The sequence below is a fragment of the Candidatus Poriferisocius sp. genome, assembly GCF_965214065.1.
In the GTDB taxonomy this organism is placed as follows: Bacteria; Actinomycetota; Acidimicrobiia; order Acidimicrobiales; family Bin134; genus Poriferisocius.
In genome coordinates, this window is record NZ_CBDCAT010000023.1 from 42296 (window position 1) to 69235 (window position 26940).

General features: G+C 65.4%; 23 protein-coding genes and 1 pseudogene. 7 read left to right on the plus strand and 17 right to left on the minus strand.

Annotated features, from left to right (window positions below):
• Positions 1-67 precede the first annotated feature (67 nt).
• Entirely contained in the window at positions 68-1453 is a 1386-nt protein-coding gene (locus tag ACOOGG_RS01625) for a DNA-methyltransferase (protein WP_420431614.1), read from the plus strand.
• Between the two features lie 48 nt (positions 1454-1501).
• Complete coding sequence (locus ACOOGG_RS01630; protein ID WP_420431616.1) at positions 1502-1708, plus strand: hypothetical protein; 207 nt, start codon at positions 1502-1504, stop codon at positions 1706-1708.
• A 62-nt stretch (positions 1709-1770) separates the two neighbouring features.
• Here ACOOGG_RS01630 and ACOOGG_RS01635 read toward each other — a convergent pair whose 3' ends face one another.
• From ACOOGG_RS01635 to ACOOGG_RS01645, 3 genes are all read right to left on the minus strand, one after another.
• Complete coding sequence (locus tag ACOOGG_RS01635; protein ID WP_420431618.1) at positions 1771-2727, minus strand: ABC transporter permease; 957 nt, start codon at positions 2725-2727, stop codon at positions 1771-1773.
• The gene (locus ACOOGG_RS01640; RefSeq protein WP_420431620.1) at positions 2714-3490 is read right to left on the minus strand and encodes an ABC transporter ATP-binding protein; all 777 of its coding nucleotides are present in this window, start codon (positions 3488-3490) and stop codon (positions 2714-2716) included. The genes ACOOGG_RS01635 and ACOOGG_RS01640 overlap by 14 nt, the downstream gene beginning before the upstream one ends.
• A 78-nt stretch (positions 3491-3568) precedes the next feature.
• Positions 3569-5707, minus strand: coding sequence for an ABC transporter substrate-binding protein (locus ACOOGG_RS01645; protein ID WP_420431622.1), 2139 nt, complete (start codon positions 5705-5707; stop codon positions 3569-3571).
• 108 nt (positions 5708-5815) lie between these two features.
• Between ACOOGG_RS01645 and ACOOGG_RS01650 the strand changes: the two genes are divergently transcribed.
• Positions 5816-7300 (plus strand): sulfatase-like hydrolase/transferase, encoded by a 1485-nt coding sequence (locus ACOOGG_RS01650; protein WP_420431624.1) that lies wholly within the window; start codon positions 5816-5818, stop codon positions 7298-7300.
• A 213-nt stretch (positions 7301-7513) separates the two neighbouring features.
• Here ACOOGG_RS01650 and ACOOGG_RS01655 read toward each other — a convergent pair whose 3' ends face one another.
• Complete coding sequence (locus tag ACOOGG_RS01655; protein ID WP_420431626.1) at positions 7514-9838, minus strand: arylsulfatase; 2325 nt, start codon at positions 9836-9838, stop codon at positions 7514-7516.
• A gap of 171 nt (positions 9839-10009) precedes the next feature.
• Positions 10010-12328 (minus strand): arylsulfatase, encoded by a 2319-nt coding sequence (locus ACOOGG_RS01660; protein ID WP_420431628.1) that lies wholly within the window; start codon positions 12326-12328, stop codon positions 10010-10012.
• 73 nt (positions 12329-12401) lie between these two features.
• Here ACOOGG_RS01660 and ACOOGG_RS01665 point away from each other — a divergent pair, with 73 nt between their 5' ends.
• Together ACOOGG_RS01665 and ACOOGG_RS01670 are read left to right on the plus strand one after the other, a co-directional pair.
• A complete protein-coding gene (locus tag ACOOGG_RS01665; protein WP_420431630.1) occupies positions 12402-13412 on the plus strand; it encodes an NADP-dependent oxidoreductase in 1011 nt (336 codons plus the stop codon).
• 10 nt (positions 13413-13422) lie between these two features.
• Positions 13423-13887 (plus strand): nuclear transport factor 2 family protein, encoded by a 465-nt coding sequence (locus tag ACOOGG_RS01670; RefSeq protein WP_420431632.1) that lies wholly within the window; start codon positions 13423-13425, stop codon positions 13885-13887.
• Positions 13888-13918: 31 nt separating this feature from the next.
• Here ACOOGG_RS01670 and ACOOGG_RS01675 read toward each other — a convergent pair whose 3' ends face one another.
• From ACOOGG_RS01675 to ACOOGG_RS01720, 10 genes and pseudogenes are all read right to left on the minus strand, one after another.
• Positions 13919-16915: an ATP-binding cassette domain-containing protein gene (locus ACOOGG_RS01675; protein ID WP_420431634.1), complete on the minus strand. Its 2997-nt coding sequence runs from the start codon at positions 16913-16915 to the stop codon at positions 13919-13921.
• Positions 16912-19134, minus strand: coding sequence for an NHLP family bacteriocin export ABC transporter peptidase/permease/ATPase subunit (locus ACOOGG_RS01680; RefSeq protein WP_420431637.1), 2223 nt, complete (start codon positions 19132-19134; stop codon positions 16912-16914). The genes ACOOGG_RS01675 and ACOOGG_RS01680 overlap by 4 nt, the downstream gene beginning before the upstream one ends.
• Before the next feature lie 6 nt (positions 19135-19140).
• Positions 19141-19650, minus strand: coding sequence for a hypothetical protein (locus tag ACOOGG_RS01685; protein ID WP_420431639.1), 510 nt, complete (start codon positions 19648-19650; stop codon positions 19141-19143).
• A gap of 125 nt (positions 19651-19775) precedes the next feature.
• Positions 19776-19940 carry a hypothetical protein gene (locus tag ACOOGG_RS01690; RefSeq protein WP_420431641.1) on the minus strand — a complete coding sequence of 55 codons (165 nt, stop codon included), beginning with the start codon at positions 19938-19940 and terminating at the stop codon, positions 19776-19778.
• 64 nt (positions 19941-20004) lie between these two features.
• Positions 20005-20691: a thiamine diphosphokinase gene (locus tag ACOOGG_RS01695; protein ID WP_420431643.1), complete on the minus strand. Its 687-nt coding sequence runs from the start codon at positions 20689-20691 to the stop codon at positions 20005-20007.
• On the minus strand, positions 20691-21737 hold the full coding sequence (locus ACOOGG_RS01700) for a hypothetical protein (protein ID WP_420431645.1): 1047 nt from the start codon (positions 21735-21737) through the stop codon (positions 20691-20693). Before ACOOGG_RS01700 ends, ACOOGG_RS01695 begins: the two co-directional genes overlap by 1 nt.
• Positions 21738-21971 (minus strand): annotated as a pseudogene (locus ACOOGG_RS01705) (UGSC family (seleno)protein); the annotation flags it as partial. It abuts the gene before it with no gap.
• Between the two features lie 12 nt (positions 21972-21983).
• On the minus strand, positions 21984-22271 hold the full coding sequence (locus ACOOGG_RS01710; protein WP_420431647.1) for a hypothetical protein: 288 nt from the start codon (positions 22269-22271) through the stop codon (positions 21984-21986).
• Between the two features lie 47 nt (positions 22272-22318).
• Positions 22319-23128, minus strand: a complete 810-nt coding sequence (locus tag ACOOGG_RS01715) for an enoyl-CoA hydratase/isomerase family protein (RefSeq protein ID WP_420431649.1) — start codon at positions 23126-23128, stop codon at positions 22319-22321.
• A gap of 16 nt (positions 23129-23144) precedes the next feature.
• On the minus strand, positions 23145-23945 hold the full coding sequence (locus ACOOGG_RS01720; RefSeq protein ID WP_420431651.1) for a DM13 domain-containing protein: 801 nt from the start codon (positions 23943-23945) through the stop codon (positions 23145-23147).
• A 91-nt stretch (positions 23946-24036) separates the two neighbouring features.
• Here ACOOGG_RS01720 and ACOOGG_RS01725 point away from each other — a divergent pair, with 91 nt between their 5' ends.
• The gene (locus ACOOGG_RS01725) at positions 24037-24840 is read left to right on the plus strand and encodes an enoyl-CoA hydratase/isomerase family protein (protein WP_420431761.1); all 804 of its coding nucleotides are present in this window, start codon (positions 24037-24039) and stop codon (positions 24838-24840) included.
• Between the two features lie 12 nt (positions 24841-24852).
• On the opposite strand, the gene ACOOGG_RS01730 is transcribed toward ACOOGG_RS01725, so the two are convergent.
• Positions 24853-25206, minus strand: a complete 354-nt coding sequence (locus ACOOGG_RS01730) for a hypothetical protein (protein ID WP_420431653.1) — start codon at positions 25204-25206, stop codon at positions 24853-24855.
• Entirely contained in the window at positions 25203-25448 is a 246-nt protein-coding gene (locus ACOOGG_RS01735; protein ID WP_420431655.1) for a hypothetical protein, read from the minus strand. The genes ACOOGG_RS01730 and ACOOGG_RS01735 overlap by 4 nt, the downstream gene beginning before the upstream one ends.
• 244 nt (positions 25449-25692) lie before the next feature.
• On the opposite strand from ACOOGG_RS01735, the gene ACOOGG_RS01740 reads away from it, so the two are divergent.
• The gene (locus tag ACOOGG_RS01740; RefSeq protein WP_420431657.1) at positions 25693-26859 is read left to right on the plus strand and encodes an ATP-binding protein; all 1167 of its coding nucleotides are present in this window, start codon (positions 25693-25695) and stop codon (positions 26857-26859) included.
• Positions 26860-26940: the final 81 nt, after the last annotated feature.

Here is a 26940-nt window from a genome sequence, read left to right on the forward strand (position 1 = left end):
TACTTCCAGTTTCGGGGTGGGTCGACGCGAGGGCCATGATGCTTCCGCGTTCTACAACAGATTTCCAGTGCCTGAGATAAGCGACAACTCCGAAGTTGTGGAACCCACTTGTCGTGACCAGCTTTGGGTGGGCGATGCCCGCAAGATGGACGTCTTCGGGGAGGTGGCCGACAACTCGGTGGCGCTGGTGGTCACTTCCCCGCCCTATTTCGTGGGCAAGGAGTACGAGGAAGCGGTGGGCCAGGGCCACATTCCCGCTGACTATGTGGATTTCCTCGACATGCTGGAGGAGGCATTTGCCCAGTGCGTTGCCAAGCTGGAACCGGGCGGTCGCATAGCGGTAAATGTGGCCAATCTGGGGCGACGCCCTTATCGATCCCTATCGGGCGATGTGACTTCCATTCTCCAGGATCGTCTCGGACTGCTGCTGCGAGGCGAAGTGATCTGGAAAAAGGCTCATAGTGCAGGGGGCAGTTGTGCATGGGGCAGCTTCCAGCGTCCGGGAAACCCGGTACTGCGGGACGTAACCGAGCGGGTGGTGATCGCCTCCAAAGGGCGCTTCGACCGGGCACTTCCCCCAGCCGAACGGGCGGCTCAGCGGCTTCCCTCAGAAGGAACTTCTTTTGTCGATGAGTTCATGGAAGCCACCACCGATGTGTGGGAGATTCCGGCAGCGTCGGCCAAACGGGTCGGCCACCCCGCGCCGTTCCCTGTGGAGCTTCCCCAGCGGTTGATCGACCTCTACACATACAGGGGCGATCTGGTCCTGGATCCTTTCGTGGGAGCGGGAACGACCGCAGTGGCCGCAGTCCGTACCGGGCGCCACTACGTCGGTTTCGACACCGACGCCGCCTACATCGCCTTGGCCGAGCAGCGCATCGCCGACGAGCGAGACCGTCTCGAACGGCCCGCCGAAAAGCCGCATTGGCAAGTCACCGTCGCCCCATCGGCAAACAGCGCAGAACCCGAGTGGAGCGACGACTTCCAGGTCAGGGCTGGGCAACAAGGCCGCAAGGCCCAGGAGATGGCACGAGAAGTTCTCAAGATGAGTGGATTCCGCAATATCCGGGAGAAAGTCAAGTTCTCCTGCGGCGTGGAGGTGAACTTCGAGGCCATCGACGAGGAGGGCAATAGATGGCTATTCGATGTCTCAGGTGCTTTCAGCGTCACCCAACGACCTGGATTGCGCCGCACCGACACCCTATGGAAGGCGCTGGGCAAAGCTTCGGTGTTGCATTCGTCCGGCGGTGCCGCCCCGCTGGTGCTGTTGACCACCGACCAGCCAGCCCCCAACAGCTCCGGCTACCGGGCGCTCAAAGCGGTCACCGGCCCCGACAAGCCGGTCTTCGCTGTGATTGGAATGCTCGATCCCAGTGACACCGCTCGTCTCGCCGAATTGGCCCGCGGTGGACCAGGAGGCGAATCGGTTGTTGGTGAACGGAGGCAGAAATAGGCTGCTGAGGAATCTTCCCCCGTAACCTATTTTGGCAGAGGAAAGATCATGCAAGCTGCCATAGCGACACTCATCGGAGTATTGGGTACCGGGTTCGTCTCGTTGTTGTTTCAGTTCATGAGGATGATGGGCGCCAGGCTCGACCGCATCGAATCAAAGGTCGACAACCTCGGCGGAGAACTCAAGAATCACGGTGAGCGCTTAGCCCGTATCGAAACCACTCTGGGCATCAATCCACCCGCCGAAGCCGCATAGGGCTCTACTGGCACCGTTTTGGAGTTGAGCTGAGGTCTCGCGACGCTGAGCAGTGGCAATCCTTATAGCGAGATGACTTGGCCGCCTTGGTGGGTGGTTTGCCAGCGGAGGGATTTGCGCTCGGCGAAGCCGATTCCGCCATTCATTATGAGCGCGATCAGGGCCAGGATGAACACGATGGCGAAGGTGTCGCCGTAGGAGAGCTGGTTGGCCGCGGTGATGAGCCGCTGGCCGAGGCCCCGGCGGGCGGAGAAGATCTCGCCGAACACCACCGCCAATACCGATATGACCGCCGACAGGCGCAGCGCGCCGAACACCGCCGGGGTGATGCCGGGCAGCGTGACCTTGGTGAAGAGTTGGCGCTGGGACGCGCCCATAGTGCGGGCCACCATGTCGAGGTCGGGATCGACCAGCGCCACCGCGGCCTGGGTGGGCACCTGCACGATGAAGAACACGATGATTACGGCCAAGACCACCTTGGAGGTCTCGCCCACGCCGTAAACGATCAGGATCAGCGGCAAGAAGGCGATCTTGGGCATGGCGTTGACGATCACGATGAAGGGCCCCACCGCTTTGGAGGCTCTTTGGAAGCGCCCGAGAACTATCCCAACGAGGAGCCCAAGAATCGACCCTATGGCGAAGCCGAACAATGCCTCTTTCACCGTGACCCAGAGATCCTGCCAGAAGAGCTTCTCGTGGTAGATCTGGGTGAAGTACTCCCAGGTCTCGCCAGGGCTGGCCCGGAACGTCTCGGGCACGTCGGGGAACGGCTGGATACCGAAGACCGAGAACGCGTCCCAGCCGTTCCACACGACTTCGTAGTGCCACAGCGCCCAGATCCCGAACAGGATGACGATCCGCAAGATCTGAACCGGGATGTCGAGACGGCGCAAGCGGTACTTCCACATGGGCTCATGGGGGATCAGCGCCTCCACTTCTTCTTGACTGAGCGCATCAGCCAACCCGGCCTGATCGGCCATGTCGGCTTCCCTGGGCTCGTCGACGTCAGACGATCTCACCGCGCAACTCCTCCCAGATCTTGTGCTCGGTCTCCCGGAAAACCGGGTCGAAGCGGAGCTCGTCGATCACCCGGGGGCGGGCCAGATCGACAATGGTGTCCGACTTGATGCGGCCGGGGCGGGCAGTCATGACCACCACCCGGTCGGCCAAAAGCACGGCCTCTTCGAGGTCGTGGGTCACGAATATGACCGTCTTGTGGGTCTCATACCAGATATCCAAGAACTCCGACTGGACGGTGAGGCGAGTCTGGGCGTCGAGGGCGCCGAAGGGCTCGTCCATGAGCCACAAGTCGGGATCGATGGCCAGCGTGCGGGCGATGGCCACCCGCTGGCGCATGCCCTGGCTGAGCTGAGAGGGGAACGAGTCGGCGAAGCCCTCCAAGCGGAGCTTGGCCAACAACTCCATGGCCCGCTCACGCCGCTCGCTTCGGGGCACGCCCCGGAACTCAAGGCCGAGCTCGACGTTGCGACGGGCGGTGCGCCACGGGCTCAGTCCCGAGCGGGCCAGCATGTAGCCGATGTCGTCGCTGGGGCCGTCGACCTCCTGGCCGTGGCGAATGACCGATCCCCGGGTGGCGTTGAGGATCCCGGCCAGCATGTTCAAAATGGTGGTCTTGCCGCACCCGCTCGGCCCGACCACGGCCACGAACTGGCCAGCCGGGATGGAGAGGTTGATGTCTTGGATGGCAAGAACCGGCTCGTCTTTGGGGTGATCGCCCCCGAAGATGAGGGTGACATCCTTCAATTCGACCGCTGGGCTCACAACGCCACCATCTCGATACCTTAGCCAGCCCCTCCGGTCGGGCGACCTGAACGATCGCCAGACCGGAAGAAGAGTTGGCTACGGAGAAACCGAGAACTCGCTGAAGTCCTGGGCCTCTTCGAGGATGCCTCGTCCAACCGCGTAGTCCACGTTGTTCTGGAGCCGGGCGGGCTGAAGAGCACCGTTGAGCGAGAAGATCCCGATGTTCTTGTCGAGGATGGCCTCGGCCAGCTCGCCCTGCACGCCAAGGAAGTCATCCATTACCTCCAGCACCTCAGCACGGTTGGCTGGATTGCGCATCCAGTCCATGGTGTTGCGCATCGTCTGCGCGTAGATGGCCACCGTGTTGGGGTTGTTGTCGAAAAACTCGCGAGAGGTGGTGTTCACCAACGACGGCCAGTCCAATTCGCTCGGCCCGTCCCCGGCCCGCAGGGCAAATGGGGAGTATGCGATTCCATCAACTACCCCCTGGCTCAGACCGGGCTCGAAGGTGATGGCCCAGTCCACCTCATCGGACGACAGCGCCGCCAGTGTGGTGCCTGACAGGCCGGTGGCGATGTAGGTGGCGCCATCGGGATCGAGTCCCGCGGAGTCTATGAGCTGGCGGGCGATCTGCTCTGCCGCCACGCCTCGGGCTACCACGCCCACCCGGGTGCCCTCAAGCGCCTCCATGGTGCACTGCCAGTCGCCCTGCTCGCAATCGATCTGGCCGAAGTTGTTGCTGACCAGGATGTCGAAGAAGTGCCTGTCGGCCAACTGCTGGAACATCACAACGTCGAAGCCGGCGTTGCGGATCCCCAGCATGTTGTCGGGGGTGTTGATGACGAACTGGACCTCTCCGGCGATCAGCGCGGCGGCATTGGCGGCACCAGAGGGACACTGGATGAACTCGCCTTCCACCCCGCGCTCCGCCAAGAAGCCCTTGATTACCGAGATGTGGGCGACCATGCCGTTGAAGGAAGCGGCTGTGCATATCCCAACATTGGTCGCCTCCGGCACGAGGGCCTCCGGCAAGATCACATCGATGCCGGGGCCTACCGCGAATTCGCCGAACGCTTGGGCTTCCCCAAGGATGCCTCGGCCCACGGCGTAGTTGACGTTGTTGGTGACCCGCACTGGGTCGAGTTCAGCGGTGACGGTCATCGAGCCGATGTTGTTGTCGAATATGTACTGGGCGACATCGGGTTCGAGGCCTAGGTGGGCGTCCAGCTCTTCCAGGACCGCGTCCTGGTTGGCGGGGTCGCGCAGCCACGCCATCGATTCCAGGATCGCCGCCCGGTAATTCAAAACGGTATTGGGATTGGCATCCCAATAGGAGCGGGCGGTGATCATTACAGCAGACGGCCAGTCCAACTCGGTCGGACCATCGCCGCTCCGCAGCCGGAACGGTGCGTAGCCGATGTCATCGAGTTCGGCCCGACTCAGGCCGGGCTCAAACGTGATTGCCCAGTCCACCTCGTCGGACTCCAGCGCGGCCAGCGTCGTGCCTGCCAACCCGGTGGCGATGTAGGTGGTGTCGTCGGGGTCGAATCCGGCGGAGTCCAGGAGCTGGCGGGCGATCTGCTCGGCGGCGGCACCTCGGGCCACCACACCTACGCGAGTGCCGTCGAGCACAGCCATGACGCACTCCCAGTCACCCTGCGGACAGTCGATCTCGCCGAAGTTGTTGGACACCACGATGTCGAAGAAGTGGTTGTCAACGATCTGGGCGAACATCACAACGTCGAAATCGGCATTGCGGATTCCCAGCATGTTGTCGGGGGTGTTCAGCGCGATATCAACCTGGCCGGAGACCAGAGATGCGGCCTGAGCCGGACCGGAGTGGCAGGCCACGAAGTCGATCTCGAATCCCCTGTTCTCGGCAAAGCCCTGATTGGCCATCACCTTGGCATAGATCTGGGTGAACGACGGCGCGTCGCACACCGTGACCACCGTGTCCTCAGGCGGGCCGATCTCCTCCATGACAACTGCGTCCTCGTCCGGGCCATCGCCAGGCTCATTTGACGGCTCGTTGGAAGGGGCATCTCCGGGCTCATCAGACGGCTCGTCGGATGGGGCATCGCCGGGCTCCTCCGATGGCTCGTCGCTCGGCTCATCGGAAGGCGCCGACGGGGCGTCGCTGACCCCGGGATCGTCATCGTCATTGCCACAGGCGGTGGCAACGAGCGAGAAAGCCAACAAGATGGCAAGAAGTGAAAAGAGCCAAGAACGTTTCATTTGTCCCCCTCGGACTCGCGCGGGTACGCAAAGTACAGGGCGATAGTTCACCACTAAATGTTCGGAAGCGCAAGAAACTCAGGTAATTGCGCCGCTACGCTCCCCTCAATGTCGGAAACGAAGCCGCCCAACATCTTGTTATTGGTGTCTGATCAGGAACGCCAGCGGGACTGGCTGCCGCCAGGAGTGCCGCTGCCCGCCCGCCAGCGCCTGTTGGAACAGTCGCTGGAGTTCCGCCGCCACTACACCCACACCTCGCCCTGTTCGCCGTCGCGGGCCACGCTGTTCACCGGGCTGCACATGGACGAGCACGGGGTGACCGAGAACTCCAGCTACCCCAACAACACCGAGCTCTCCACCGACATCCCCACCCTGGGCACCCGGCTGCGAGACGCCGGCTACCGCACCGCCTACAAAGGCAAGTGGCACCTCGAAGCCTCAGCCGAGCCCGACATGGAGGCCTACGGCTTCTCGGATTGGACCGGAAACGACATGGCCTTTTGGGGGCTGCCGGGCAGCGGCACCGAGTTTGACGAGCCCATCGCGGCCGACTCGGCCGCCTGGCTGCGAGACCAGCGGGATTCCACCCAGCCCTGGTTCTTGACCGTGGGGCTGGTGAACCCTCACGACATCATGTGGTTCCCACTCGACCAGCCCTGGTTCTGGGAGCAGGAGCCCGACTACGTGGCCCAGAGCCGTGAAAAGCTGGATCGGCGCAAGTGGGGCCGGGCCACCAACCTGCCCGCCTTCGACTACGAGATCGAGCGGTGGTGTACCGAGCTGCCCGAGAACTTCGACGACGACCTGCACACCAAGCCCGAGGTCCACCGCCGGTGGTTGCTGGAGATGGAGCGCAACAGCACCCCGGGGCCGATGGACCCCGGCGACCACGACATCTGGCTGCGCCAGCTTGACTATTACGTGAAGCTGCACCAGCTAAGCGACCAGTGCCTGGGGACGATCTTGGGCGCGCTGGACGAAATCGACCAGTGGGACAACACCGTGGTGGTGTTCACCTCCGACCACGGCGACCAGTGCGGCTCCCACGGGTTGCGGTCCAAGGGGCCGTGGAACTACGAGGAGACCATGAGGATCCCGCTGTATCTGTCGGCGCCGGGGCTGACCGCCGCGGGCACGGCCACCGAGTCGCTCACCAGCCACACCGATTTGGCGGCCACTGTGCTGGAGTTGGCCGGAGTGGATGCCTCTGACCTGCCCGGCCAGAGCCTGCGCCCGCTGTTCGACGACCAATCGGCGGTGATCCGCGACCACATCCTGTTCGCCCAGCGGTGGCCGTGGTACCTGGGGGTTGAGAAGGTGCGCTACGCCTCTTCGGGGGTGTTCGACGGCCGCCACAAATACTGCCGCTACTACGGCATCGGGGGCGGGGTGAGCAACCTCGGGGTGTCGCTGGGCGACTCAATGCTGTTTGGGCCCGATGCCGAGTTCGATGATCACGATCATGAGTGGTACGACCACGACGACGATCCGCACGAATTGGTGAATCTGGCGAATGATCGCAGTCGGCGGCGCGAGCTGCGGGAGCGGTTTGAGGTCTTGAGGGAGCTGGAGGCAGCAGAGTACGGGGGATAGCGCATTTGTGGTTTGACCATCCTCCGGTGTGCGGCGGGCTGTCTTGATGGGGTCGTGGTGGCGGGGCCTGTCCCGGCCCAGCCCGCCGTCCTCGCAGGTCTGCGGGCGGCGGGCGCCCTGAGCCGGGCCACCCGCCACCACGACCTATTTTGTGGCCCGCCGCACACCTCGGTTGGGATCGCCATCGGAAGAGGGAGGGAGAGGGGGGTTCTACTATTCGAGGGCCATGCCGAATTCGCGGAATTGTTCTTGGAGGACTTCGTCGGTGTCGGGGGCGGGGGGGCCGGGGGTGTAGGTCACTTGGTGGAGGGTGCCGGAGTAGGGGAAGGTGCCGTGGCGCTGGTAGATGTCCCACGAGACCGGGGAGCGCCGGTTGATGCCGACGTCGATGCCCTGCCAGGGCAAGAAGCCGATCATCTGAGGGATGTCGAAGAGAGTGGATCCGACCTGGCCGTCGGCACCCACAGAAACGTTCCAGATGCGCCCGCCGGGGGCTTGGACGTCGAGCACCATCTGCCGGCACTCCCCCAACAGGGCCACCGGATCGGCGGCCAGGTAGCGACCAGAGCTGTTGACCACGAAGCACAGGGCGTCGTTCTCGATGTAGAGCACATAGCCTGACGCCTGGCTGCCGTGGGCCACCAGCACGCCCTGCTCGCCAGGGCGGTGGTGCAGATCGACGGTGACGGTGAAGTTGCCGCCGGCGATGAGCCGCGACGACCGCAATCGCTCCACGGTGGGCGATCCGGGGAGAATCCGCAGTTCGCGGGTGAGCTTGGCGTGTTCGGGGGGCTTCAACGAGCGGAACAGCCCAGATGCCTCGTCGAGCGGGAAAACCCGGTTGCGCCAGGCGGCCTCCTCCCAGGCCTGCACCAGCTCGTCCAGTTTCTCGGGCTCGGCGTCGGCCAGGTCGTTTCGCTCGTTGAAATCGTCGGCCAGGTTGAACAGCTCCCAGCGGTCGGAGCTGAACGGGGTGTGATGCTCGTGGAAAATGGCCGCCGACCAGCCGTCTCGATAGATGCCCCGGTGGCCGATGCACTCGATGTACTGCTCGGTGTGGTCGGAGGGGGCGTTGGGATCATCCAGGGAGGCGGCAAACGACACCCCGTCGGGAGCGTCAGAAGCCTGCCCGTGGCGCTCGGTGGGGACGTTGAGGCCGAGCAGGTCGGCCAGGGTAGGCATCAGATCGGTGATGTGGGTGTACTGGGGGCGCAGCTCCCCGCCGACCGCCTCGGTGCGGGCTGGCCACGACAGCACCATGGGCACCGAGTGGCCGCCCCGGTGAGCGGTGATCTTGTAGAGCCGGAAGGGGGTATTGCAGGCCATGGCCCAGCCGCGGGGATAGTGGGGCCAGGTTGTGGGGCCGCCGATTTCGTCGGCCTCTAGGGCCTCCAGCTCGAATTCGCTCACTGGCGGCGAGGGCCGGGCACCGGTGCCGCTGTGGGTGAAGTACGAGGTGCTGCCCTGGGCTCGGCCTTCTCGCGACGCGCCGTTGTCGCTGGTGAACACGAAGATGGTGTTGTCGAGCTGGCCGAGAGCCTCCAACTCGGCCCGGATTCGGGCCACGCTGTCGTCTATCGAATCCACCATGGCGGCGTACACCTCCATATAGCGGGCCATGACCCGGCGCTCGTCCTCCGAGTAGCTGTCCCAGGCCCGCACATCCTCGTTGGGCTCGGGGTTGCGGGGGGGCAGTTGGGCGTCGGGCGGGACGATGCCCAACTCCTTCTGCCGGGCCAGGCGCTCCTCTCGGAGCTGGTCCCAGCCCTTGTCGTAGTTGCCCCGATGGCGGGCGATGTCCTCAGCCTTGGCGTGCAGCGGGGCATGGACCGCTCCGTGGGCGTAATACAAGAAGAGCGGCTTGTCGGGATCAGTGGTCTTCACGTCGCGGATCATGCGGCAGGCCCGGTCGGTGAGGTCATCGGTGAGGTAGTAGCCCTCGGGATACTCGTCTATGTGGACGGGGTTGTTGCCCTCGTAGAGCTGGTGGGGGAAGTGGAAATCAGTCAGGGCCTCCAAGAACCCGTAGTACTGATCGAAACCCCGCTGCAATGGCCACGAGTGCGTGTCACCAGCCACCGAGAGGTCGGATTCCAAACACAGATGCCACTTGCCCACCGCCATAGTGGCGTAACCGTTGTCCCGCAGCATCTCGGCCAGCGACGACTGGTTGTGGGGCAGCTCGCCGGCATAGCCGGGAAAGCCGGGATTGGCGTTGGCCACAAACCCCATCCCGGCATGATGGGAGTTGAGCCCGGTCAGCAGCGCCGCCCTGGTGGGCGAGCACAGCGGCGTGACGTGGAAATTGGTGTAGCGGACCCCGGTGGCGGCCAAGGCGTCGATGGCCGGGGTGGCTATCTCCGAGCCGAAACAGCCCAGATCGGAGAAGCCCAGATCGTCGGCCAGCACAATCACGACGTTGGGAGCATCGGCCGGCGGCACGGGTTTGGGCGGCCACCACGATTCTGAAGTGGCGATGATCTTCCCGATCTTCCCCCCGAACCCCGGATAATGCTCCTGCTGGCGCTGATCAGTCATGTGTTCTCCCCTGTGGCTGCGGCGGACACTATAGATAACCATCCCTTGATGGGGCGGCGGGCTCACTTGACGGGGTCGTGGCGGCGGGCGCCCTGAGCCGGGCCACCCCCCGCCACGACCCATTTTGCGGGCTGCCGCCCCGCCTCGGTTGGATTCAGCGCGCTTTGTTCTCTATTCCAAGCCCATTCCGATTTCGCGGAGTTCGGCGAGGCGGACTTCTTCGGTGTCGGGGGCGGGGGGGCCGGGGACGTAGGTCACTTGGTGGATGGTGCCGGAGTACGGAAACGAGCCGTGGCGCTGGTGGAGCTGCCACGACACCGGCGAGCGGCGGTCTAGCCCGACGTCGATCCCCTCCCAGGGGATGAAGCCGTAGATCTGGGGGATGTTGGTGGCGGTGATGCCGGTACGGCCGTCGGCGATCACGGTGATGTTCCAGATCCGGCCGCCGGGGGCTTGGACATCCAAGACGATCTGCTGACACTCCCCTGGCAGGTCCATGGGGTCGAACACCATCGGCTGGCCGCCGCTGTTGACCTCGAAGTGCAGAGCGCTGCGCTCGATGTAGAGCACATAGCCCGAGGCCTGTCCACCGTGGGCCACCAGCACACCCTGGTCGCCGGGGCGGTGGTGCAGATCGACGGTGACGGTGAAGTTGCCGCCGGCGATGACCCGGGACGCCCGGTAGCGCTCCACAGTGGGGGTGCCGGGCAGGATACGCAGTTCTCGGGTGAGCAGGTCGTGCTCGGCGGGCCGCAGGAGGCGGTACAGCCCGGTTCCCTCGTCGAGCGGGTAGACCCGGTTGCGCCAGGCGGCCTCCTCCCATGCCTGCACCAACTCGGCCAGCTTCTCGGGCTCGGCTTCGGCCAGGTCGGTCAGCTCGTTGAGGTCTTCGTTCAGGTTGAACAGCTCCCAGCGGTCGGTGCTGAACGGGGTCATGAACTCGTGGAAGGCGGCGGCCGCCCAGCCGTCGCGGTAGTAGGCCCGGTGGCCGATGCACTCGTAATACTGCTCGGTGTGGTCGGAGGGGGCATCGGGGTCGCCCAAGGTGGCGGCGAACGACACCCCGTCGGGAGCGTCGGAAGCCCGCCCGTGGCGCTCAGTGGGGATGTCCATCTCCAACAGCTCAGCCAGGGTGGGCAGCAGGTCGATGATGTGGGTGTACTGGTTGCGAAGCTCCCCGCCGTTCTCCGCGGTGCGGGCCGGCCACGACAGCACGAACGGCACCGAATGGCCGCCCCGATAGGAGGTGATCTTGTACAGCCGGAAGGGGGTATTGCAGGCCATGGCCCAGCCTCGGGGGTAGTGAGGCCAGGTGGTGGGGCCGCCGATGGCGTCGAGGGCGTTCATCTCCTCTTCGCCCACCTCCGCCGAAGACATCGCTCCGGGGTTGCTGTAGGTGAAGTACGAAGTGGTTCCCTGGGCCCGGCCTTCACGGGATGCGCCGTTGTCGCTGGTGAACACGAAGATGGTGTTGTCGAGCTGGCCGATGGCCTCCAGCTCGGCCCGGATGCGGGCCACGCTGTCGTCAATGGATTCCACCATGGCGGCGTACACTTCCATGTAGCGGGCCATGACCCGGCGCTCGCCCTCCGAGTAGCTGTCCCAGGCCCGCACGTCCTCGTCGGGCTCGAAGTTCCGGGGCGGAAGCTCGGTGTCAGGCGGCACCACCCCGAGTTCGATCTGACGGGCGAGGCGCTCTTCGCGGAGCTGGTCCCAGCCTTTGTCGTAGTTGCCCCGGTGGCGGGCGATGTCCTCGGCCTTGGCGTGCAGCGGGGCGTGGACCGCACCGTGTGCGTAGTACATGAAGAACGGCTTGTCCGAGTCGGTGGCCTTGACCTCCCGGATCATGCGGCAGGCCCGATCGGTGAGATCGTCGGTGAGGTAGTAGCCCTCGGGATACTCGGCGAGGTCGATCGGGCTGTTTCCCTCATACATCATGTGGGGATGGTGGAAGTTGGTGAGGGCTTCTAGGAATCCGTAGAACTGGTCGAAGCCCCGCTGAAGCGGCCACGAGTGGTTGTCGCCGGCGATCGACAAGTCGGTTTCTTTGGACAGATGCCACTTGCCCACCGCCATGGTGGCGTAGCCGTTGGCCTTGAGCATCTCGGCCAGCGTCGACTGGTTGTGGGGCAGCTCGCTGGCGTAGCCGGGAAAGCCGGGGTCGGCGTTGGCCACGAACCCCACCCCCACGTGATGGGAGTTGAGCCCGGTCAACAACGCCGCCCGGGTGGGAGAGCACAGCGGGGTGACGTGGAAGTTGGTGTAGCGCACCCCGGTGGCGGCCAGCTCGTCGATGGCCGGAGTGGCGATCTCTGAGCCGTAACAGCTCACGTCGGAGAAGCCCAGATCGTCGGCCAGCACGACCACCACGTTGGGAGCACCATCCGGCGCAGCGGGGCGGGGCGGCCACCAAGACTCGGAGGTGGCCATGATCTTGCCCACTGTCCCTTCGAACCCGGGATAGTGCTCCTGCTGGCGCTGATCGGTCATCGCTACTCCTTGTTCGACCCGTGAGGCTACATACAACGTCGTATGGTGTGCCGGTGATGAGTGAGGAAGCGATATGAGCGGCGAGCGAAACCGGCGGTGGGTATTGCGGGCTCGGCCGGAGGGCGATATCACCGCCGACGACTTGGAGCTGACCGAGCTTTCTGTGCCCAAGCCGGGTGAGGGCCAGCTGCTGGTGCGGAGTGCATTCTTGTCGATGGACCCCACCCATCGGATCTGGATGAGCGATATCGACGCCTACATGCCCCCCATCGAAGTGGGCGACCCCATGCGGGGACGGTCTTGGGGCACGGTGATCGAGTCGCGCCATCCGGATTTCCAGCCCGGCGACGTGGTCACTGGCGGGCAGATCTGGGAGGAATACTCGCTGCTGGACCGGGCCGAGCGCATCCCTATGGAGCTGGGATTGCCGCTGGAGGCATTCACTAGCGTCTTAGGCCCCACCGGCATGACCGCCTACTGGAGCCTGCTGGACATCGGCGAGCCCCGTCCGGGGGAGACCCTGGTGGTGTCGGCGGCCGCGGGAGCCACCGGCTCGGTGGCGGGCCAGATCGGCAAGATCCAGGGCTGCCGGGTGGTGGGGGTGGCCGGCGGGCCGGAGAAGTGCCGATTCGTGACCGAGGAACTGGGCTTCGACGCGTGCGTAGACCACCGGGCAGGAAACCTCGACGAGCAGTTCCAACAGGCGTGCCCCGACGGGATCGACGTGGACTTCGAGAACGTGGGCGGCGACGTGATGGATGCCATCTTGGGCCAGGTGAACAACCATGCCCGGGTGGTGGTGTGCGGACTGATCTCCACCTACAACGCGGAGGGCGACTGGTGGTCGCCCCGGCTGTTCCGCAATATCTTGTTCCGGCGGTTAAAGGTGCAGGGAATCATCATCACCGACTACTTCCACCGCTTCGGCGAGGCGCTCCCCATCCTGGCCCAGTGGGTACTCGACGGCCGCATCCGCTACCGGGTGGATGTGGTGGACGGCATTGAGAACGTGCCCCAAGCGCTGGCTCGGCTCTTTGAGGGCCGCAACATCGGCAAGCAGCTTGTGAGGGTTTCGGGGGACTAGCGTGCCAGCCATGACTCCTGAGGACTTGGTGGAAATTGAGGCCATTCGCCAGCTCAAGGCCCGGTATTTCCGGTTCATGGACCAGAAGCGATGGGACGAGTGGGAAAACGTGTTCTGCGACGACGTGGTGATCTCCACCCCCGACGACACCGGGGACGACTCCGACATCTATGGCAACAAGGCTTTCCGGGTGTATCTGGAGCCCATCTTGGCCCCGATCATCACTACCCATCACGGCCACATGAGTGAGATCAGCATCGACGGGCCGGACACCGCCTCGGCCGTGTGGTCGATGGAAGACCACCTGGACTGGCCGCCGGAGAGCGGCGTTGGGCAGATGTGGGGCACGGGCTGGTACGAGGAGACGTATCGCAAGTGCGACGACGGTCAGTGGCGGATCGCCACGCTGCGGCTGCGGAGGCAGCGGATCGAGGTCGAGGGGAATCGGGTGTTCCCCGTAGAGCGCCCGGGCTGATCTTCCGACTGGCGGGTCGGCCGATACCGGCTCACGCGAGCTGGCGCTCGACCAGGCTGCGGAAGGGGCCGTCGACGGCGCTCAAATGGTCGAAGTTGCCGACTTGGACTACCTGGCCGCGCTGCATCACATAGATGCGGTCGGCGTGGCGGATGGTCGAGAGTCGGTGCGCTATGACGATGCGGGTCGCGGCAAGCTTCTCGATGCTCTGCATCACCTGCGCCTGGCTGCGGGCGTCAAGCCAGCTTGTCGCTTCGTCGAGCCAGACAACGCGTGGATTGCGGACCAGCGCAGCGGCAATCCGCAGACGCTGTGCTTGCCCGCCCGAGACCGTGGCCGAACCCTCGGTCAAAACGGTATGGAGCTGCATCGGCATCTCGGCGATCTCGTCCTCGATGTCGGCTTGGCGAACGGCCCGCCAGGCGTCCTCGATCGTGAGATCGTCGCCCATGCCGATGATGTTGTCTAGCAAGCTGCCCGGCTGGAGGGCGCCGTCTTGGGTGACAACGCCCAGTTGGCGCCGCAGCGCCTGACGGTCGAGCGAGGCGAGGTCGCAGCCGTCGTAGTAGATGCTGCCGGAGGTCGGATCCTCGAGGCCCAACGCGAGCCGCATCAGAGTGCTCTTGCCCGAGCCCGACTCGCCCACGATGGCGACGAACTCGCCCGCCCGCGCCGAGATCGATACATCCTCGATCAGCGGCGTGTCGGGTTGGTAGCGGAAGCTGACATGGTCGAAGCGCACATCTCCTTGCAGCGAGACCTGAGCGCTGCTGCGGGCACCGGGCTCGGGCAGCTCGCGAAGGACGGGCTTGACCTGCTCATAACCGGGCAAAGCAGCGGCGATCGCCTCAAACGAGCGGCCGAGGTTGGCGGCCGCGGCGAAGAATGTCATTGCCACGGCGTAGACGACGAGGAAGTCGCTGACCTGCAATTCCTCAGGGCCGCGGGCAAGGACGACGGCGAACAGCGCTGCGCCAATCAGGGCAGGGGTGGCGGCGCTGAGCGAGATCAGGTGCTCGTTCAGCCGTGACACCTGGATCCTGGCCAGCAGTTGCTGTCGGTAGTGCCGAGCCCAGGCGGCGAAGGCCGACGGTTCTGCGCCGGAGGCGCGCAGCTTGCCGATCCCGTTGATGAACTGGAGCAGCTCGCCCGCCAGGCGGCGCTCGGCGGCGAAGCCGCGGCGCTGCGGCCCCATCTGCCAGAGGCCGATCAACGCCGTGATCAACACCATCACCACGGCTAGGCCGACGCTGACCAGTGCCAGCGGAACGTCGTAGGCGAAGAGAATGGCGAGCGTTGGCAGGAGGAATACGAACGAGAGCAGAGCATTGGCGGCCACTCCCGAGATCTGGTCGCGCATGAGCTGGAAGGCGCCCATGCGAATCGCGAGGTCGCCGGCGGTAAAGCGTCGGAAGAAGCTCGGCGGCAGCCTCAGCAGTCGGTCCCAGGCGGCGGCGCTGACTCGGGCCGCGCCGCGCCCTTCAAGCCGCATCATCGACGTTCCTTGCAGAATCTCCAGCAGCATGCCCACCACGCCGAACAGGGCCAACGCAATCATGATCTGGAGCAGCATGCCGCCCGATGCCGAAGCGAGCACCCAATCGGCCAGAACACCGATTGCGATTGCGGGCGCCTGCGTCAAGAGTGCGGCCAACAGTCCGGCCACGGCGAAGCGCCCGAAGCTGGAGGCGAGTCCGTGTCCGGCGACGCGTGCGAGGTCGAAGGCGCCGACCCCGCGACCGGCGGCCAGCGCCGGATAGCAGAGCCAGGCGCGCGGCGAGAGTTGAAGTGCCTTTGCCGAGTCGACGCGAGCAACTCGCCCGTCGGTTGGATCGATCATCCGGTAGCGGCCGCTCCAATGCGGCAGCAAGGCCACCGGCCTCCGGTCGTCACCGAGGAACCCGAGCATCGCGCCGCTGTCGCCCAGCCACCAGCGATCCTCGGGCTGTAAGCGCACGCACCGGGCGCGGACGTCCGAAGCGTGAAAGACCGCTTCAGGCGTGGGCTCCTCGACGACTTGGCCTGGTTGCGGCGCAGGTCGCTGGAAGTCAATGCCGTCGTGCTTGCCGACCAGCGCCAGTGCTGCCATGAGGGCGGAGCCGTCGTGGTCGGCGCCGACGCGCTCCCGGACCAGGATGCGGTTGAGACCGGCTTGGGCCTGCTCGGCGTCGCGACGGCGGAGCGCTTCGCGCGCGGCCTGCTCGTTGACGACGTCGGCCAGCAATAGCGATCGGTTGAGGTGCTCGGCGCCCATCGCGAGCCGGTGGAACTCGTCGAGCGCTCGCAGGAGTCGACCGTCCTCGGCTAGCCGTCGCGAGCTGACGACTTCGATCGCAGCGTCTTCTGACAGGGTGATCCAGGTGTCGAAACTGAGCGGCGCGAGACCTGTGCCGTCGGGTGAGGGCTCTTCTGTGCCCAAGAATGCGGCGGCCCCTCGCGAGGCGCCAATCCACACGACCGCGCCGGAGCGGGTGGCAAGAACACTGTTCGCGTCGGCGCTCAGCAAAACGTGGTCGCCAGGAGCCTCAGCATTGTGGTGCCCGGCACCCGAGTCCGCGTCGGCGCTAGGCGAAACGTGGTCGCCAGGGTCGACTACGAACGTGGGACGGGGCCTCGGTTCGATTCGCGACGCCACGGCGCCGCCGATCGCGCTGATCCAACGGTCGGCCTGATCGGCGAGCTCGTCGGCCAGTTCGGGAGCGGCCAACTCCGAACTCCCCAGCTTGGACAGGCGCGCACCGGGCAGTCCCTTCCCAACCACTGCCAGCGGCGTATCGTGCGAGCCGATCCCGAAGATGATCTGCCCGGCTTCGGCGCGGAGGGTGTGCATCGCGGAGGATCTGACGGCGCCGTCTTCCTGCTCGAAGAGGAAGACGTCGATCGCTCCCTCCAGCACCAGGTAGGCGACCGACGGGTCGTCGAGAGGGATCGGCTGGTTTGCGGCACTCTCGGTCGATTCGCCCTGGCTCAGCGCAAGCCGGCCGAGTCGCGTCTGCCCAAGGGCGTCGGCGGGTTGGATGGCCGTCATTGGGACTGCACCAGTTGGGCGTAGATGCCGTTGGGGTCGGCGATCAGCTCCTCGTGGACACCGCGCTGCACCTCGCGACCGCGATCCAAGACGATTATCTGGTCGCAGTCACGGATCGTGCTCAGTCGATGGGCGACGATCAAGCAGGAGCAGCCGCGCCGGCGCAGGGCGTCGTCGATGAACTGCTCGGTCGCGGCGTCGAGCGTGCTGGTCGCCTCATCGAGGAACAGCAGCGACGGTCGGTTGACCAACGCCCGGGCGATCTCCAGTCGCTGGCGCTGCCCGCCGCTGAAGTTGCGTCCGCCCTCTTCGATGTGGGCGTCGTAACCGCCCCTGCGTCCGACGATCTCTTCGTGGATCATCGCGTCGCGGGCGGCGGCGACGACATCGGCCTGAGCGACAGAGCCGTTCCACATTGTGAGGTTGTCACGCACGCTTCCATCGAAGAGCACGATCTGCTGATCCACAGTGGCCAGTGACGCTGTGATGACCGAGCGCGGGATATTGCGGGCGGGTACGCCGTCGAACAGGATCTCGCCCGACCAGGGCGAGTAGTCGCCGCTGACCACGCGCAGCAGCGTAGATTTTCCCGATCCGGTCGGGCCGACGATGGCGATCCGCTGGCCCGGCTCGATCGTCAGGCTGAGGCCGTCGATCAGCGGGTCGGCATCGCGTCGGTAGCCAAAGCTGACGCCGCGCAGCTCGAGTCGGCCAGCCAGCCGCAGGCGACCGTTGAGACTGGCCACCGCGCCCGACTGAGCATCGCGTTGGCTCGCCTCGGCGGCGGTGAGCGAGGGGTCCTCCTCAGCGCCGAGGACGTCCGCGACGCGTTGGAGGTCGGCTTCGAGAAGCTGGAATGCGTCCGCGAGCTGCACAAACCGGCCGATCGGGGCGAGGAAGTTGGCGGCCAATATGTATATGGCGAACAGCTCGCCGATGGTGAGGTCGCCCTCGATCACGCGCCAGCCGCCTAGTCCGAGCACGGTCATGCCGCTCAGGATCAAAAAGAGCCGAGGCATGGCGGCGTTCACGTAGCCCAGCTCGACGAAACGTTGTCGGGCTGAGAGCTCCCGCGCCTGATAGCCGCTCCAGCGGGCGAAGAAGTCGTTCTCGGAGGCGGTGGCGCGCAACGAGTCGATCTGACGCAGACCAGCGGTCTCGATCCCGAACAACAGCGCCTGCTCGCGACGAAGCTGTCGATTCTGGTCGACCCGCCGCCGGCTCAAGACTCGGGTCACGAGCACGTTGCCCAGCGCGATGGCTAGGACGATAACGCCGATGAGCGGGTCGTAGACCACGAGCAGCACGAAGAGCAACGCGCTCACGATCAGCTCCACTGCCGCACCCACGAGCCGCTGGGCGGCGCCCGCCGCAATCTGGTCGACGAGGCTGAGCCGCGAGGCCAGGTCGCCGGCAAATCTGTGCGCGAAATACTGCGTCGGCAATCTGAAGAGCCGCCAGAGCAGTCGCTGAGCGTGAGTGACCGCAAGCCGGATCGCGATCTTGCGAAGCATCAGCTGTTGCATCCAGGTGAGCAGGTAGATCGAGACTCCGGCCAGCAGCATCGCGGCGACAATCCAGCCGCCCCCCCACGGGTTCTCGGCGCCGAGCAGGACGTTGTCGACGAAGAAGCCGAGCAGGATCGGCAGGGCCAGAGCGGGGATGGCGAGCAGCAGACCGGCCAACATCACAGCGATGAGCGCTCGGCGCGCCTCGCGCAACCAGGGCCAGAGCATCCGCCAGAGACTGGGAGGCTCGCCGCCTGCTTGGAACGACGCCGTCCGCTCGGCTGTGAGGACGATGCCGGTGAAGGCCTCGTCGAGGGTCTCGCGGCTCACGGTGCGCCGGCCGTTGGCCGGATCGTTGAGGTAGCACCGGTCGTTTGAGATGCCTTCGAGCACCAGGAAGTGATTGAACTCCCAAAACAAGATTGCGGGCATCTCGAGCTCCTCGAGCTGCTCGACTTCCTTGCGCCAGCCGCGGAGGCGGAGCCCGTATCGCTCGCCGGCGCGGACGATACCGGCAGCGTTGGAGCCGTCGCGGCTGACTCCGCATACCTCGCGCAGCTCCTCGAGCGGGACCCATTTTCCGAAGTGGGCCAGGATAATGCCGAGCGAGGCGGCCCCGCACTCGGCCGCTTCGAGCTGGGGGATGATCGGCGTGCGCAGACGACGTCTACTGAATGGTCGCCGCTGGGCAGGCCGGACAACGAAGGACACGGCGCTCTAATCCAGGGCGGCCGGTACGACAGCAGCGGGGACGATCAGGCTGATGGGCGAATCTCGGCTGGTGATGATGCGGAGGTTGCAGGCATCACCCTCGCTAAGCGGGGTTGCCGGCGCCTCCGACAGCCGCACGACTACCAGCAATGGGCCGCTGTCCGAGCCGGCGTCAAAGCGTGCGACCTGGACGACCCTGCCGTCAAGCGCTCCGGACGCACCCGGAACGCTGACGCGGGCCGACATCCCGACCGTCACGCGACGAGCGTCATCCGATGGCAATCGCGCCGCAGCGTCGATATCGCCGCTTGCCGAGACCAATGCGCAGGGGGCTGATAGGCCGCGTTCAATGTTCCCGAAGACGGCCCAGGCCAGCAATCCGATCAGCGCGCATCCGAGCAGGGCAAAAAAGAGCCACTCGTGCGGAGCGCTGATCCGCAGCAGGCCGTCAATCGGCTCAGTACGCCCGCGCCGAACATAAGCTTGGTCGCGGAACAGCCGCCGAGGTTCGGACATCTGTAGTCCCTCTCGCGCCTCTAGCGGTAGCGAACCGGGCTGACATCAGGGCCGAGAAAACAGAGCCCCAGCCGCCTCAGAGCGGCTAGACCTCAGTGTTGTCGGCCCGCGACTGCGGGGTCGTGTTAGTCGATTGTGGCCTGCCAGGGCTGCTGGTTGGCGTTATACGCACTGCGCTTGCCAGAACCGGAGCCGCCGCTGACCTGGTTCAGCTCTTCAGGCGTTAGTTCGCTGTCGTTGTCGTGCTCGACGTTCAACCGGTCAACGGTCGTATCAGGTTGATTGCTCATGATTGATCCCCTTACATGGTCGAAATCGCTAGCGCAAGGATAGCTAAGTGCCTGGTTGGACACGCTAACACATCTCTTCGAGGCCGCAATAGACGCCCCCGCTACCGGAGGGGATGACTGCCAGCACTACGCCCTCGTGTACCGATACCTGAGGCGCGGGGATTGTGGCGCGGTTGCTTACTCCTCGGCTGGTTAGGGGATCTAATACCTCGTTCTTGAGGGGCCAGGCCAGGCCGGTGGTGGTCACTCGGGCGGGGCCGCCCAAGGCGAACAGGGAGACGGTGGTGCCGGGGTCGACGTCCAGCGTGCGACTGCTGTGGGCCACGACGGCTTGGGCGTGGCCTAGCCAGGCTTCGATGTTGACTCCGGACCATTGGGGGGAAGACAGCACGGCGAGGTTGCCGATCAAATGATCTAGGCGGCCGCCGCCGGCGCCGATGACGATGATCCTGTCGGCGAGGCGGGCAGCCAGATCCAGAGCCAGCTCTAGGTCGGTTCGGTCTTTGTCGACGGGGTGGCGCTCAATGCGAGTGCCGGATTGCTCGGCGGCGGCCAATGCTTCGGGTGATACGGAGTCCATGTCGCCCACCGCTACTGCTGGCACCAGCCCGGCGGCTAGGGCGTGGTCCAATCCGGCGTCGGCGGCCACCACTACTGGGTTGGCGGGGAGGCGGCCGATCTCTTGAGGGGTTGGCGGGTCGCCGCCGGCTACCACCACCACGGTGACGGCCATCGACTCGGGCTCGGGCATCAGAAGGAGCGGGTGATGGCTCGGGTGGGGCCGAAGTTGTGGAGGCCGCCGGCGTGGAGATTGCCGAGGCCGCCGGCGCACATCACGATTACGTCGGTGGGGTGTTCCACTATGTAGGCGGTGCCGTCGGGGCCGATCCGGTCGCGCTCGGCCAGCCACTTCTTGTGGGTCTCGGGGAACTGGTCGACTTTGTGGCAGGCGTTTCGCCACAGGGCCTCTTGCACGTCTTCGATGGTGGGGTAGGCGGCGGCCAGCATGTCGGCCCAGGGTGGGGGCACCACCACCATGACCTCGGCGCCCCAGTGGGAGATGTAGGCGTTGGTGCCCACGTAGGCCAGCGACTGGCCTATGACCCAGGCCAGCGACCGGCCGTCGTCAGCCGCGATGTCGGCGATGTCCATGGTGCCGATGGTGCCGTAGACGGTGACCGCGTCGCCGCTCACCCCCCGCCGCTCGGCCAGCGGCGGCCACGGGGAGCGCTCCTCCCACTCCCCCATTACCAAGCCCACCACCCGGGCCGGCTGGCCCAGCACGCACTTGGAGGTCTCCCCGGCCACCTGGCCGCCGACGTTGCGCATGACCAGCCGGATGGCCCGGCCGATGGCCGGTCCAGCCCCCGCAGCCCCGCCGAAACACCCGGCCTCATAAGGCACATCGAGCCGGTGTCGGGCTTGGCCATTGACGAACAGGCAGGGCACAACCGAGCTGGTGGTGGTGTTGAGGGCGAACAGGTCGAAGGGTCGCTCGGCCATAGCCTCCAGCGCGGCCATCATCAAACGCATGGCCTCGGGGGCGGCTCCGGCCATGCAAGCGTTGACGGCCAGCTTCTCCACCGTGCACCAGGCGTTGGCCGGCGGCACCTCCATCAGCACCGAGTCGGCCGGTCGGCCGGCAGCGGCAGTGAAACGGGCCACCCGCTCGGGAGTGGGCGGGATCAGCGGGAGGCCGTCGCCCCAGCCTTGATCGGTGGCCCAGGCCATGAACTCCGCGGGGTCGTCAGGGGCTTCGACCTGCCCGTCGGAAATGGCGTCGCCGTCAGGAGCCATCTACGTAGGCACTCCCAGGGAATCCAGCAGCGATGGCCAGAAATCGTGGGCAATCTGGCGCACTTCTGGCTCGGGGCGGGTGTCCAGCGGGTAGGGCAACACGCATTGGCGCAGGCCCGGCCGCTCCAGGTTGCGGGCCATGATCTCGGCCAGGGGCACGAACTCCTCGGTTACGACGGCGACCGCCGTCTTGTCCTGGGCCGCCACCGCAACTGCGTCGTGGACGGTCCAGGACGTGCAGCTGCCTCAATTGCCCAACCCGACGATGGCGATGTCCACGTCGGTGGCAAAGTTCTCCAACTCCACCAGCACGGCGTCCTCGAGCTTCACGTCCTGGCGGGACTCCGAGCACCACGGCACGACCTCGGCCCCCGCGGCCTCCAGCTTGCGGGTCCATTCATCGACGGTCCACAAAAAGGAGCGCCAAGTGAGGTCGTAACGGATGCCCACTCGCTTGCCGGTCAGCGGACCGGCGTCGGGCCCCCGATCCGGATCGATAGCCGGCGGAGCCGCCGTAGGATCCAATACCAACATGGGTGCAGACTACCGGCCCGTGCCGCTCTAGCCGGTTTGAGAAAGGGCTACCGGCCGGTGAAGTCGGGAGGCCGGCCCTCTTTGCGGGATTCGGCCCACTCCCGGAAATCGGCAGAACGGGACGACAACTCCATGGCGAAGGCCTCGTCGCCCAGGTGGGCTTCCAGGCTGCGCCCAGAGCTGCGGTGGATGAGGGTTTTGGCCAAACCGACCGCCACGGTGGCCGAGGCAGCCAATCTGGCCGCCAGCGCGACGGCCTCGGCATCGACTTGGCCGACAGGTACCGCCCGGTGGATCAGACCCCATGCGGCAGCCTCGGCGCCGGAGACTTCCTCGCCCAGCATGAGCATCCGCTTGGCCCGGGCCACACCGGCCAGGCGGGGCAGCAGCCAAGACGATCCGCTGTCGGGGGTGATGCCCATGGATGTGAACGGGGCCCGCAATCGGGCATCGTCGGCGGCTACCGCGAAGTCGGAGGCCAGCACCAGGCTGAGGCCCAATCCCACGGCCCATCCCCTCACCGCGCACACGACGGGAACCTGCACTTCCAGCATCACCGGGATGAGCCGGTTCACCAGATACGGCATACGCCGGGAGATGCTCCCCGGTCGAGGCCGAGAACCGCTGCCAGCTCTGCCGGCCAGGTCGAAGCCGCTGCAAAAGTTGTCGCCCACGGCGTTGAGCACAACGGCCCGGACTTCCTCGTCGGCGCTGGCTGCCTCCAGAGTGTCGATCAGAGCCAAGACGATTTCGTCGGTGAGCGAGTTGCGCCGCTGGGGACGGTCGAAGGTGAGGGTCAATATCGGCGGCGCCGAGACAACGTGCAGCCCATCGGGCGGGGTCGGATAGGGCTTCATGCCCGGCCCAGGCTAATCAGCCCGCAGCTAGCTCGGCGGCACCGAACACCACCGAGAACCTCACGCACCAGATCACCACGGTGGAGTAGACGTCGAGATCGAGGTCGCGGGGGATCTCGTAGTTCTGCGAGCCGACGTTGCCCTTCAAATCGCCGAGATCGACAAAGACGTCGGTGAACTGGCCGACGGGGGCGTCGGGGGGAGCTGCGCTCAGATAGACGTTCAGGTCGGGTCCGTTATCGGTCCTGAAGTCCTCAAATCGCAGGAACCGCTGGCCGGTGCCGTCGCCCAGCACATCTACCGTTCCGCTGGTGGGATGGCTTCGGCTGATGAACTCACCCGATGCCTCCACCCCCACTTGGGGCATATCCGGCATGGTCTCTGCCACCGGCTGCTCCTCGGGCATGCCGAGCTCTTCCATGGCCTCGTCCATCTCGGCGACGAGCTCTTCGGATAGCTCATCGCCCGGCATGGGGCCTGTGGCTGTCGTCGGCGCGGCAGTGCTCGTCCCAGGTGCCGGGGCAGTGGCGTCGGGCGCCGCAGCTGTCGCTTCCACCGCCGGGGAAGGGGGGTCAACCGCCGGTGGGTCGGGCGCGGCCGGCTCGACGACTTGGTTGTCGGCCACCGCCCCGCTGTCGAACACCGGGCCGGCTTCCTCCACCTTGTCGTCGATGAAATAGGTCTGGAAGGCGAACCAGAAGAACACCAGCCAGATCAACAGTCCCAACAGGGCGGCCGACACCACGGCGACGAGCAGCTTGGCCCGGACCGGCAGCGCATTCAACCAGCCCCACAAGCGGGATATCAGCGGTTTCATGCCGCTCAATGTACGGGACAAATCCCAGATCACTGCTGTTCGCACTCCGAACGACGCGGCATTTGCCCGGCTGTCGCGCCAGACTGGCGAGATGGGCTATGAGACGCTGGTTGTGGAGCGCGAGGGCCGGGTGGGATGGCTGATCAACAACCGGCCCGATCAGCTCAACGCTATGAACTCCCAGATGCGAGAGGAATTCGCCGACGCCTGGCTGGAGCTGGACAACGACCCGGAGGTGCGGGTGATCGTCCACACCGGAGAGGGCCGGGCCTTCCAGACCGGTGTGGACGTGGTGGAGCTGGCCACCGACGGGCAGGGCATGGAGCGCTACCGGGAGTCGGTGGAGAACTTCGACCTGCACTTCACTTCGTGGCACCAAAAGGTGCGCAAGCCGGTGATCACCGCCATCAACGGCATCTGCTGCGGGGGCGGCTTCCACTGGGTGGCCGACGCAGACATAGTGATCGCCGCGTCCGATGCCCAGTTCTTCGACCCCCACGTGTCGGTGGGCCAAGTGGTGGCTCTAGAGGCCATAGCGCTGTTGAAGAAGATGCCCGCCGAGACGGTCATGCGCATGGCATTGATGGGGGCGCACGAGCGCATGGGGCCTCAGCGAGCCTACGAGCTGGGAATGATCAGCGAGATCGTGGACCCTCCCGAGCGCCTGCGGGAGCGGGCCGGCGAGATCGCCGAGGCCATCGCCCGCAACTCCCCCTCGGCCATGGCCGCCACCAAAAAGGCCCTGTGGGACGCCATGGAGCACGGCCTCACCGACGCCAGCAAGACCGGTGCCTTCCACATGACCGGCATATGGGGCCACCCCGACCAGATGGAAGGCCCCGCCGCCTTCGCCGAAAAACGCGAACCCCAATGGGCTCCGCTGGACCCTGCTTAGGCCATCCGGCTATCAGTAGCGCTCGAAGCGGGCGCTGAGCTTCGACATGTCCTCGTGGTCGGTGGTGAGGATGAACGTGCCTAGGCCTTCCGCGACCACGGTTAGGTGGGCGTCAACCACATCAGAGGTGTCGGATTTGGCGAGCCTGAGCCCTATGTCCACTGACTCGTCGAGTGCGTGGATATTGAAGTAGCGCAGCGCGCGGGACAAATTCGCCTGCCTTGCCGGCTCTCGCCATACCTGGGCAAGCACCGGATGGGTGGTGTGCAGATCATCGCCGCGCTCGGTGGCCCGCTTGATCAAGGCCCACAGCCGGGAGTTCAAGTTCTCGCTGTCGAGGATCAGCGGACCAGCGTCTACGATCAACGATCAACCCCCTGGCGGTCGAGAACAGCATCGGCCCACTCGAGATGCCCAGGGCTGATGGGCCCCTCCTCTGCCTCCCACGACGCGATCATGTCGAGCATCGCCTGGCTGCGGCGACGCCGCTTCACCTCGGCGAGCAGAGACCGCTTGATGGCCAGCGTCTTGGTACCGTCCAACGCCACCAGCTCGGCAAGTGCAGCCTCCATCTCCGGGTCAAAATTGATGGTCGTCTTCGTTGCCATAATATTATGGTAATTATACCATAGAAATATGGCAACTTAGGAAGGCTGCTTTCCGACAACGATCTAGGACCGCCCAAATTTCACTTTGCATGACAAATTCCATCCAGGCGAGAAATCAGATCTATTCATGCAGTGAATGCAATTTATTCACGGAGAGAATGAAAATGGAGAAGCCACCGCAGAGCTTTAGATTGCATGACAATTCTCGCATTGCATGACGGATTTTCAAGGATAATATGGTCAGATGGCGCTGATTGACCGTCCGCTGGATGCCCGGAACTTGCGGGAGGCAATCTCGCGAGCGCCGGTGACGTTGCTTACCGGTCCTCGCCAAGCGGGGAAGTCCACCTTGGCCCGCCAGTCCATTGAATCGTCGCCGCAAGCCTTCTTTGACCTTGAGGACCATCGCGACCTCGCCCGGCTCGCCGAGCCGACTCTGGCACTGCGCGACGCCGGCGAGACGATCGTAATCGACGAGGCCCAGCGGATGCCCGAGTTGTTCCCGACGCTGCGGGTCCTCGTAGATGAGGACCGCCGGCCGGGGCGCTTCGTCGTGCTCGGCAGCGCGTCGCCCGACCTCACCGGACTGGGCTCGGAGTCATTGGCTGGCCGGGTCACCTTCGTGGAGCTGGCAGGCCTGCGGCTCTCCGATGTCGGCGGGCACCGCCTCGACGACCTGTGGCTGCGGGGTGGGCTGCCCGAGTCTTTCGTCGCCCCGACCGAGGTGGCATCTAGCCGCTGGCGCGACGACTACGTCTCGACGTTCCTCGAGCGCGATCTCGCCAACCTCGGCTTCCGTTTCCCGGCCATGACGATGCGGAGATTCTGGACGATGCTGGCCCATTTCCACGGGCAGACCTGGAACGGCGCCCGAATCGCCCGGTCGATCGACGTGTCGGAGTCCACCGTGAGGCGCTACATCGACGCGCTCACAGACGCCCTGGTGGTCCGCCAGTTGCCTCCCTGGTTCGCCAACATCTCAAAGCGACAGGTGAAATCGCCCCGGGTCTACATCCGCGACTCGGGCCTTTTGCACTCGCTGCTGGGCATCGCCACTATGGTCGACCTCGAGCGCTCGCCGGTGCTCGGCGCCAGTTGGGAGGGCATGATCCTCGAACAGCTCCTGACCAGATTCGCCCCGCCCCACCCCGCCCACTGGTCGACCCACGGCGGCGCCGAACTCGACCTGCGGTTGGAGATCGGCGGACGAGTCCTGGGGTTCGAGATCAAGCGCACCGCCCGGCCAGCCGCCACGAAGTCGATGCACAGCGCCCTGGCCGACCTGAACCTCGACCACCTCTACGTAGTACACGCCGGCCCCCACAGCTTCCCCCTCACCGGCCACATCACCGCCATCAGCGCCACCGACCTCCTAACCGAACAAGACCCGCTCGCCGGCCCCACCAATTGAGATGCATCACAGCCAGCTACATCCAAGGGGCGGCAAGCAAGGATGAAAATAGAGAAGCCACCGCAGGGGCCTGCTAAGGAT

Bases quoted from the DNA above. Each gene is read 5' to 3' on its own strand.
- ACOOGG_RS01630 (WP_420431616.1), top strand. From the start codon at position 1,502: ATGCAAGCTGCCATAGCGACACTCATCGGAGTATTGGGTACCGGGTTC.
- ACOOGG_RS01645 (WP_420431622.1), bottom strand. From the start codon at position 5,707: ATGAAACGTTCTTGGCTCTTTTCACTTCTTGCCATCTTGTTGGCTTTC.
- ACOOGG_RS01650 (WP_420431624.1), top strand. From the start codon at position 5,816: ATGTCGGAAACGAAGCCGCCCAACATCTTGTTATTGGTGTCTGATCAG.
- ACOOGG_RS01655 (WP_420431626.1), bottom strand. From the start codon at position 9,838: ATGACTGATCAGCGCCAGCAGGAGCATTATCCGGGGTTCGGGGGGAAG.
- ACOOGG_RS01660 (WP_420431628.1), bottom strand. From the start codon at position 12,328: ATGACCGATCAGCGCCAGCAGGAGCACTATCCCGGGTTCGAAGGGACA.
- ACOOGG_RS01665 (WP_420431630.1), top strand. From the start codon at position 12,402: ATGAGCGGCGAGCGAAACCGGCGGTGGGTATTGCGGGCTCGGCCGGAG.
- ACOOGG_RS01670 (WP_420431632.1), top strand. From the start codon at position 13,423: ATGACTCCTGAGGACTTGGTGGAAATTGAGGCCATTCGCCAGCTCAAG.
- ACOOGG_RS01675 (WP_420431634.1), bottom strand. From the start codon at position 16,915: ATGACGGCCATCCAACCCGCCGACGCCCTTGGGCAGACGCGACTCGGC.
- ACOOGG_RS01685 (WP_420431639.1), bottom strand. From the start codon at position 19,650: ATGTCCGAACCTCGGCGGCTGTTCCGCGACCAAGCTTATGTTCGGCGC.
- ACOOGG_RS01690 (WP_420431641.1), bottom strand. From the start codon at position 19,940: ATGAGCAATCAACCTGATACGACCGTTGACCGGTTGAACGTCGAGCAC.
- ACOOGG_RS01695 (WP_420431643.1), bottom strand. From the start codon at position 20,691: ATGCCCGAGCCCGAGTCGATGGCCGTCACCGTGGTGGTGGTAGCCGGC.
- ACOOGG_RS01700 (WP_420431645.1), bottom strand. From the start codon at position 21,737: ATGGCTCCTGACGGCGACGCCATTTCCGACGGGCAGGTCGAAGCCCCT.
- ACOOGG_RS01710 (WP_420431647.1), bottom strand. From the start codon at position 22,271: ATGTTGGTATTGGATCCTACGGCGGCTCCGCCGGCTATCGATCCGGAT.
- ACOOGG_RS01715 (WP_420431649.1), bottom strand. From the start codon at position 23,128: ATGAAGCCCTATCCGACCCCGCCCGATGGGCTGCACGTTGTCTCGGCG.
- ACOOGG_RS01720 (WP_420431651.1), bottom strand. From the start codon at position 23,945: ATGAAACCGCTGATATCCCGCTTGTGGGGCTGGTTGAATGCGCTGCCG.
- ACOOGG_RS01725 (WP_420431761.1), top strand. From the start codon at position 24,037: ATGGGCTATGAGACGCTGGTTGTGGAGCGCGAGGGCCGGGTGGGATGG.
- ACOOGG_RS01735 (WP_420431655.1), bottom strand. From the start codon at position 25,448: ATGGCAACGAAGACGACCATCAATTTTGACCCGGAGATGGAGGCTGCA.
- ACOOGG_RS01740 (WP_420431657.1), top strand. From the start codon at position 25,693: ATGGCGCTGATTGACCGTCCGCTGGATGCCCGGAACTTGCGGGAGGCA.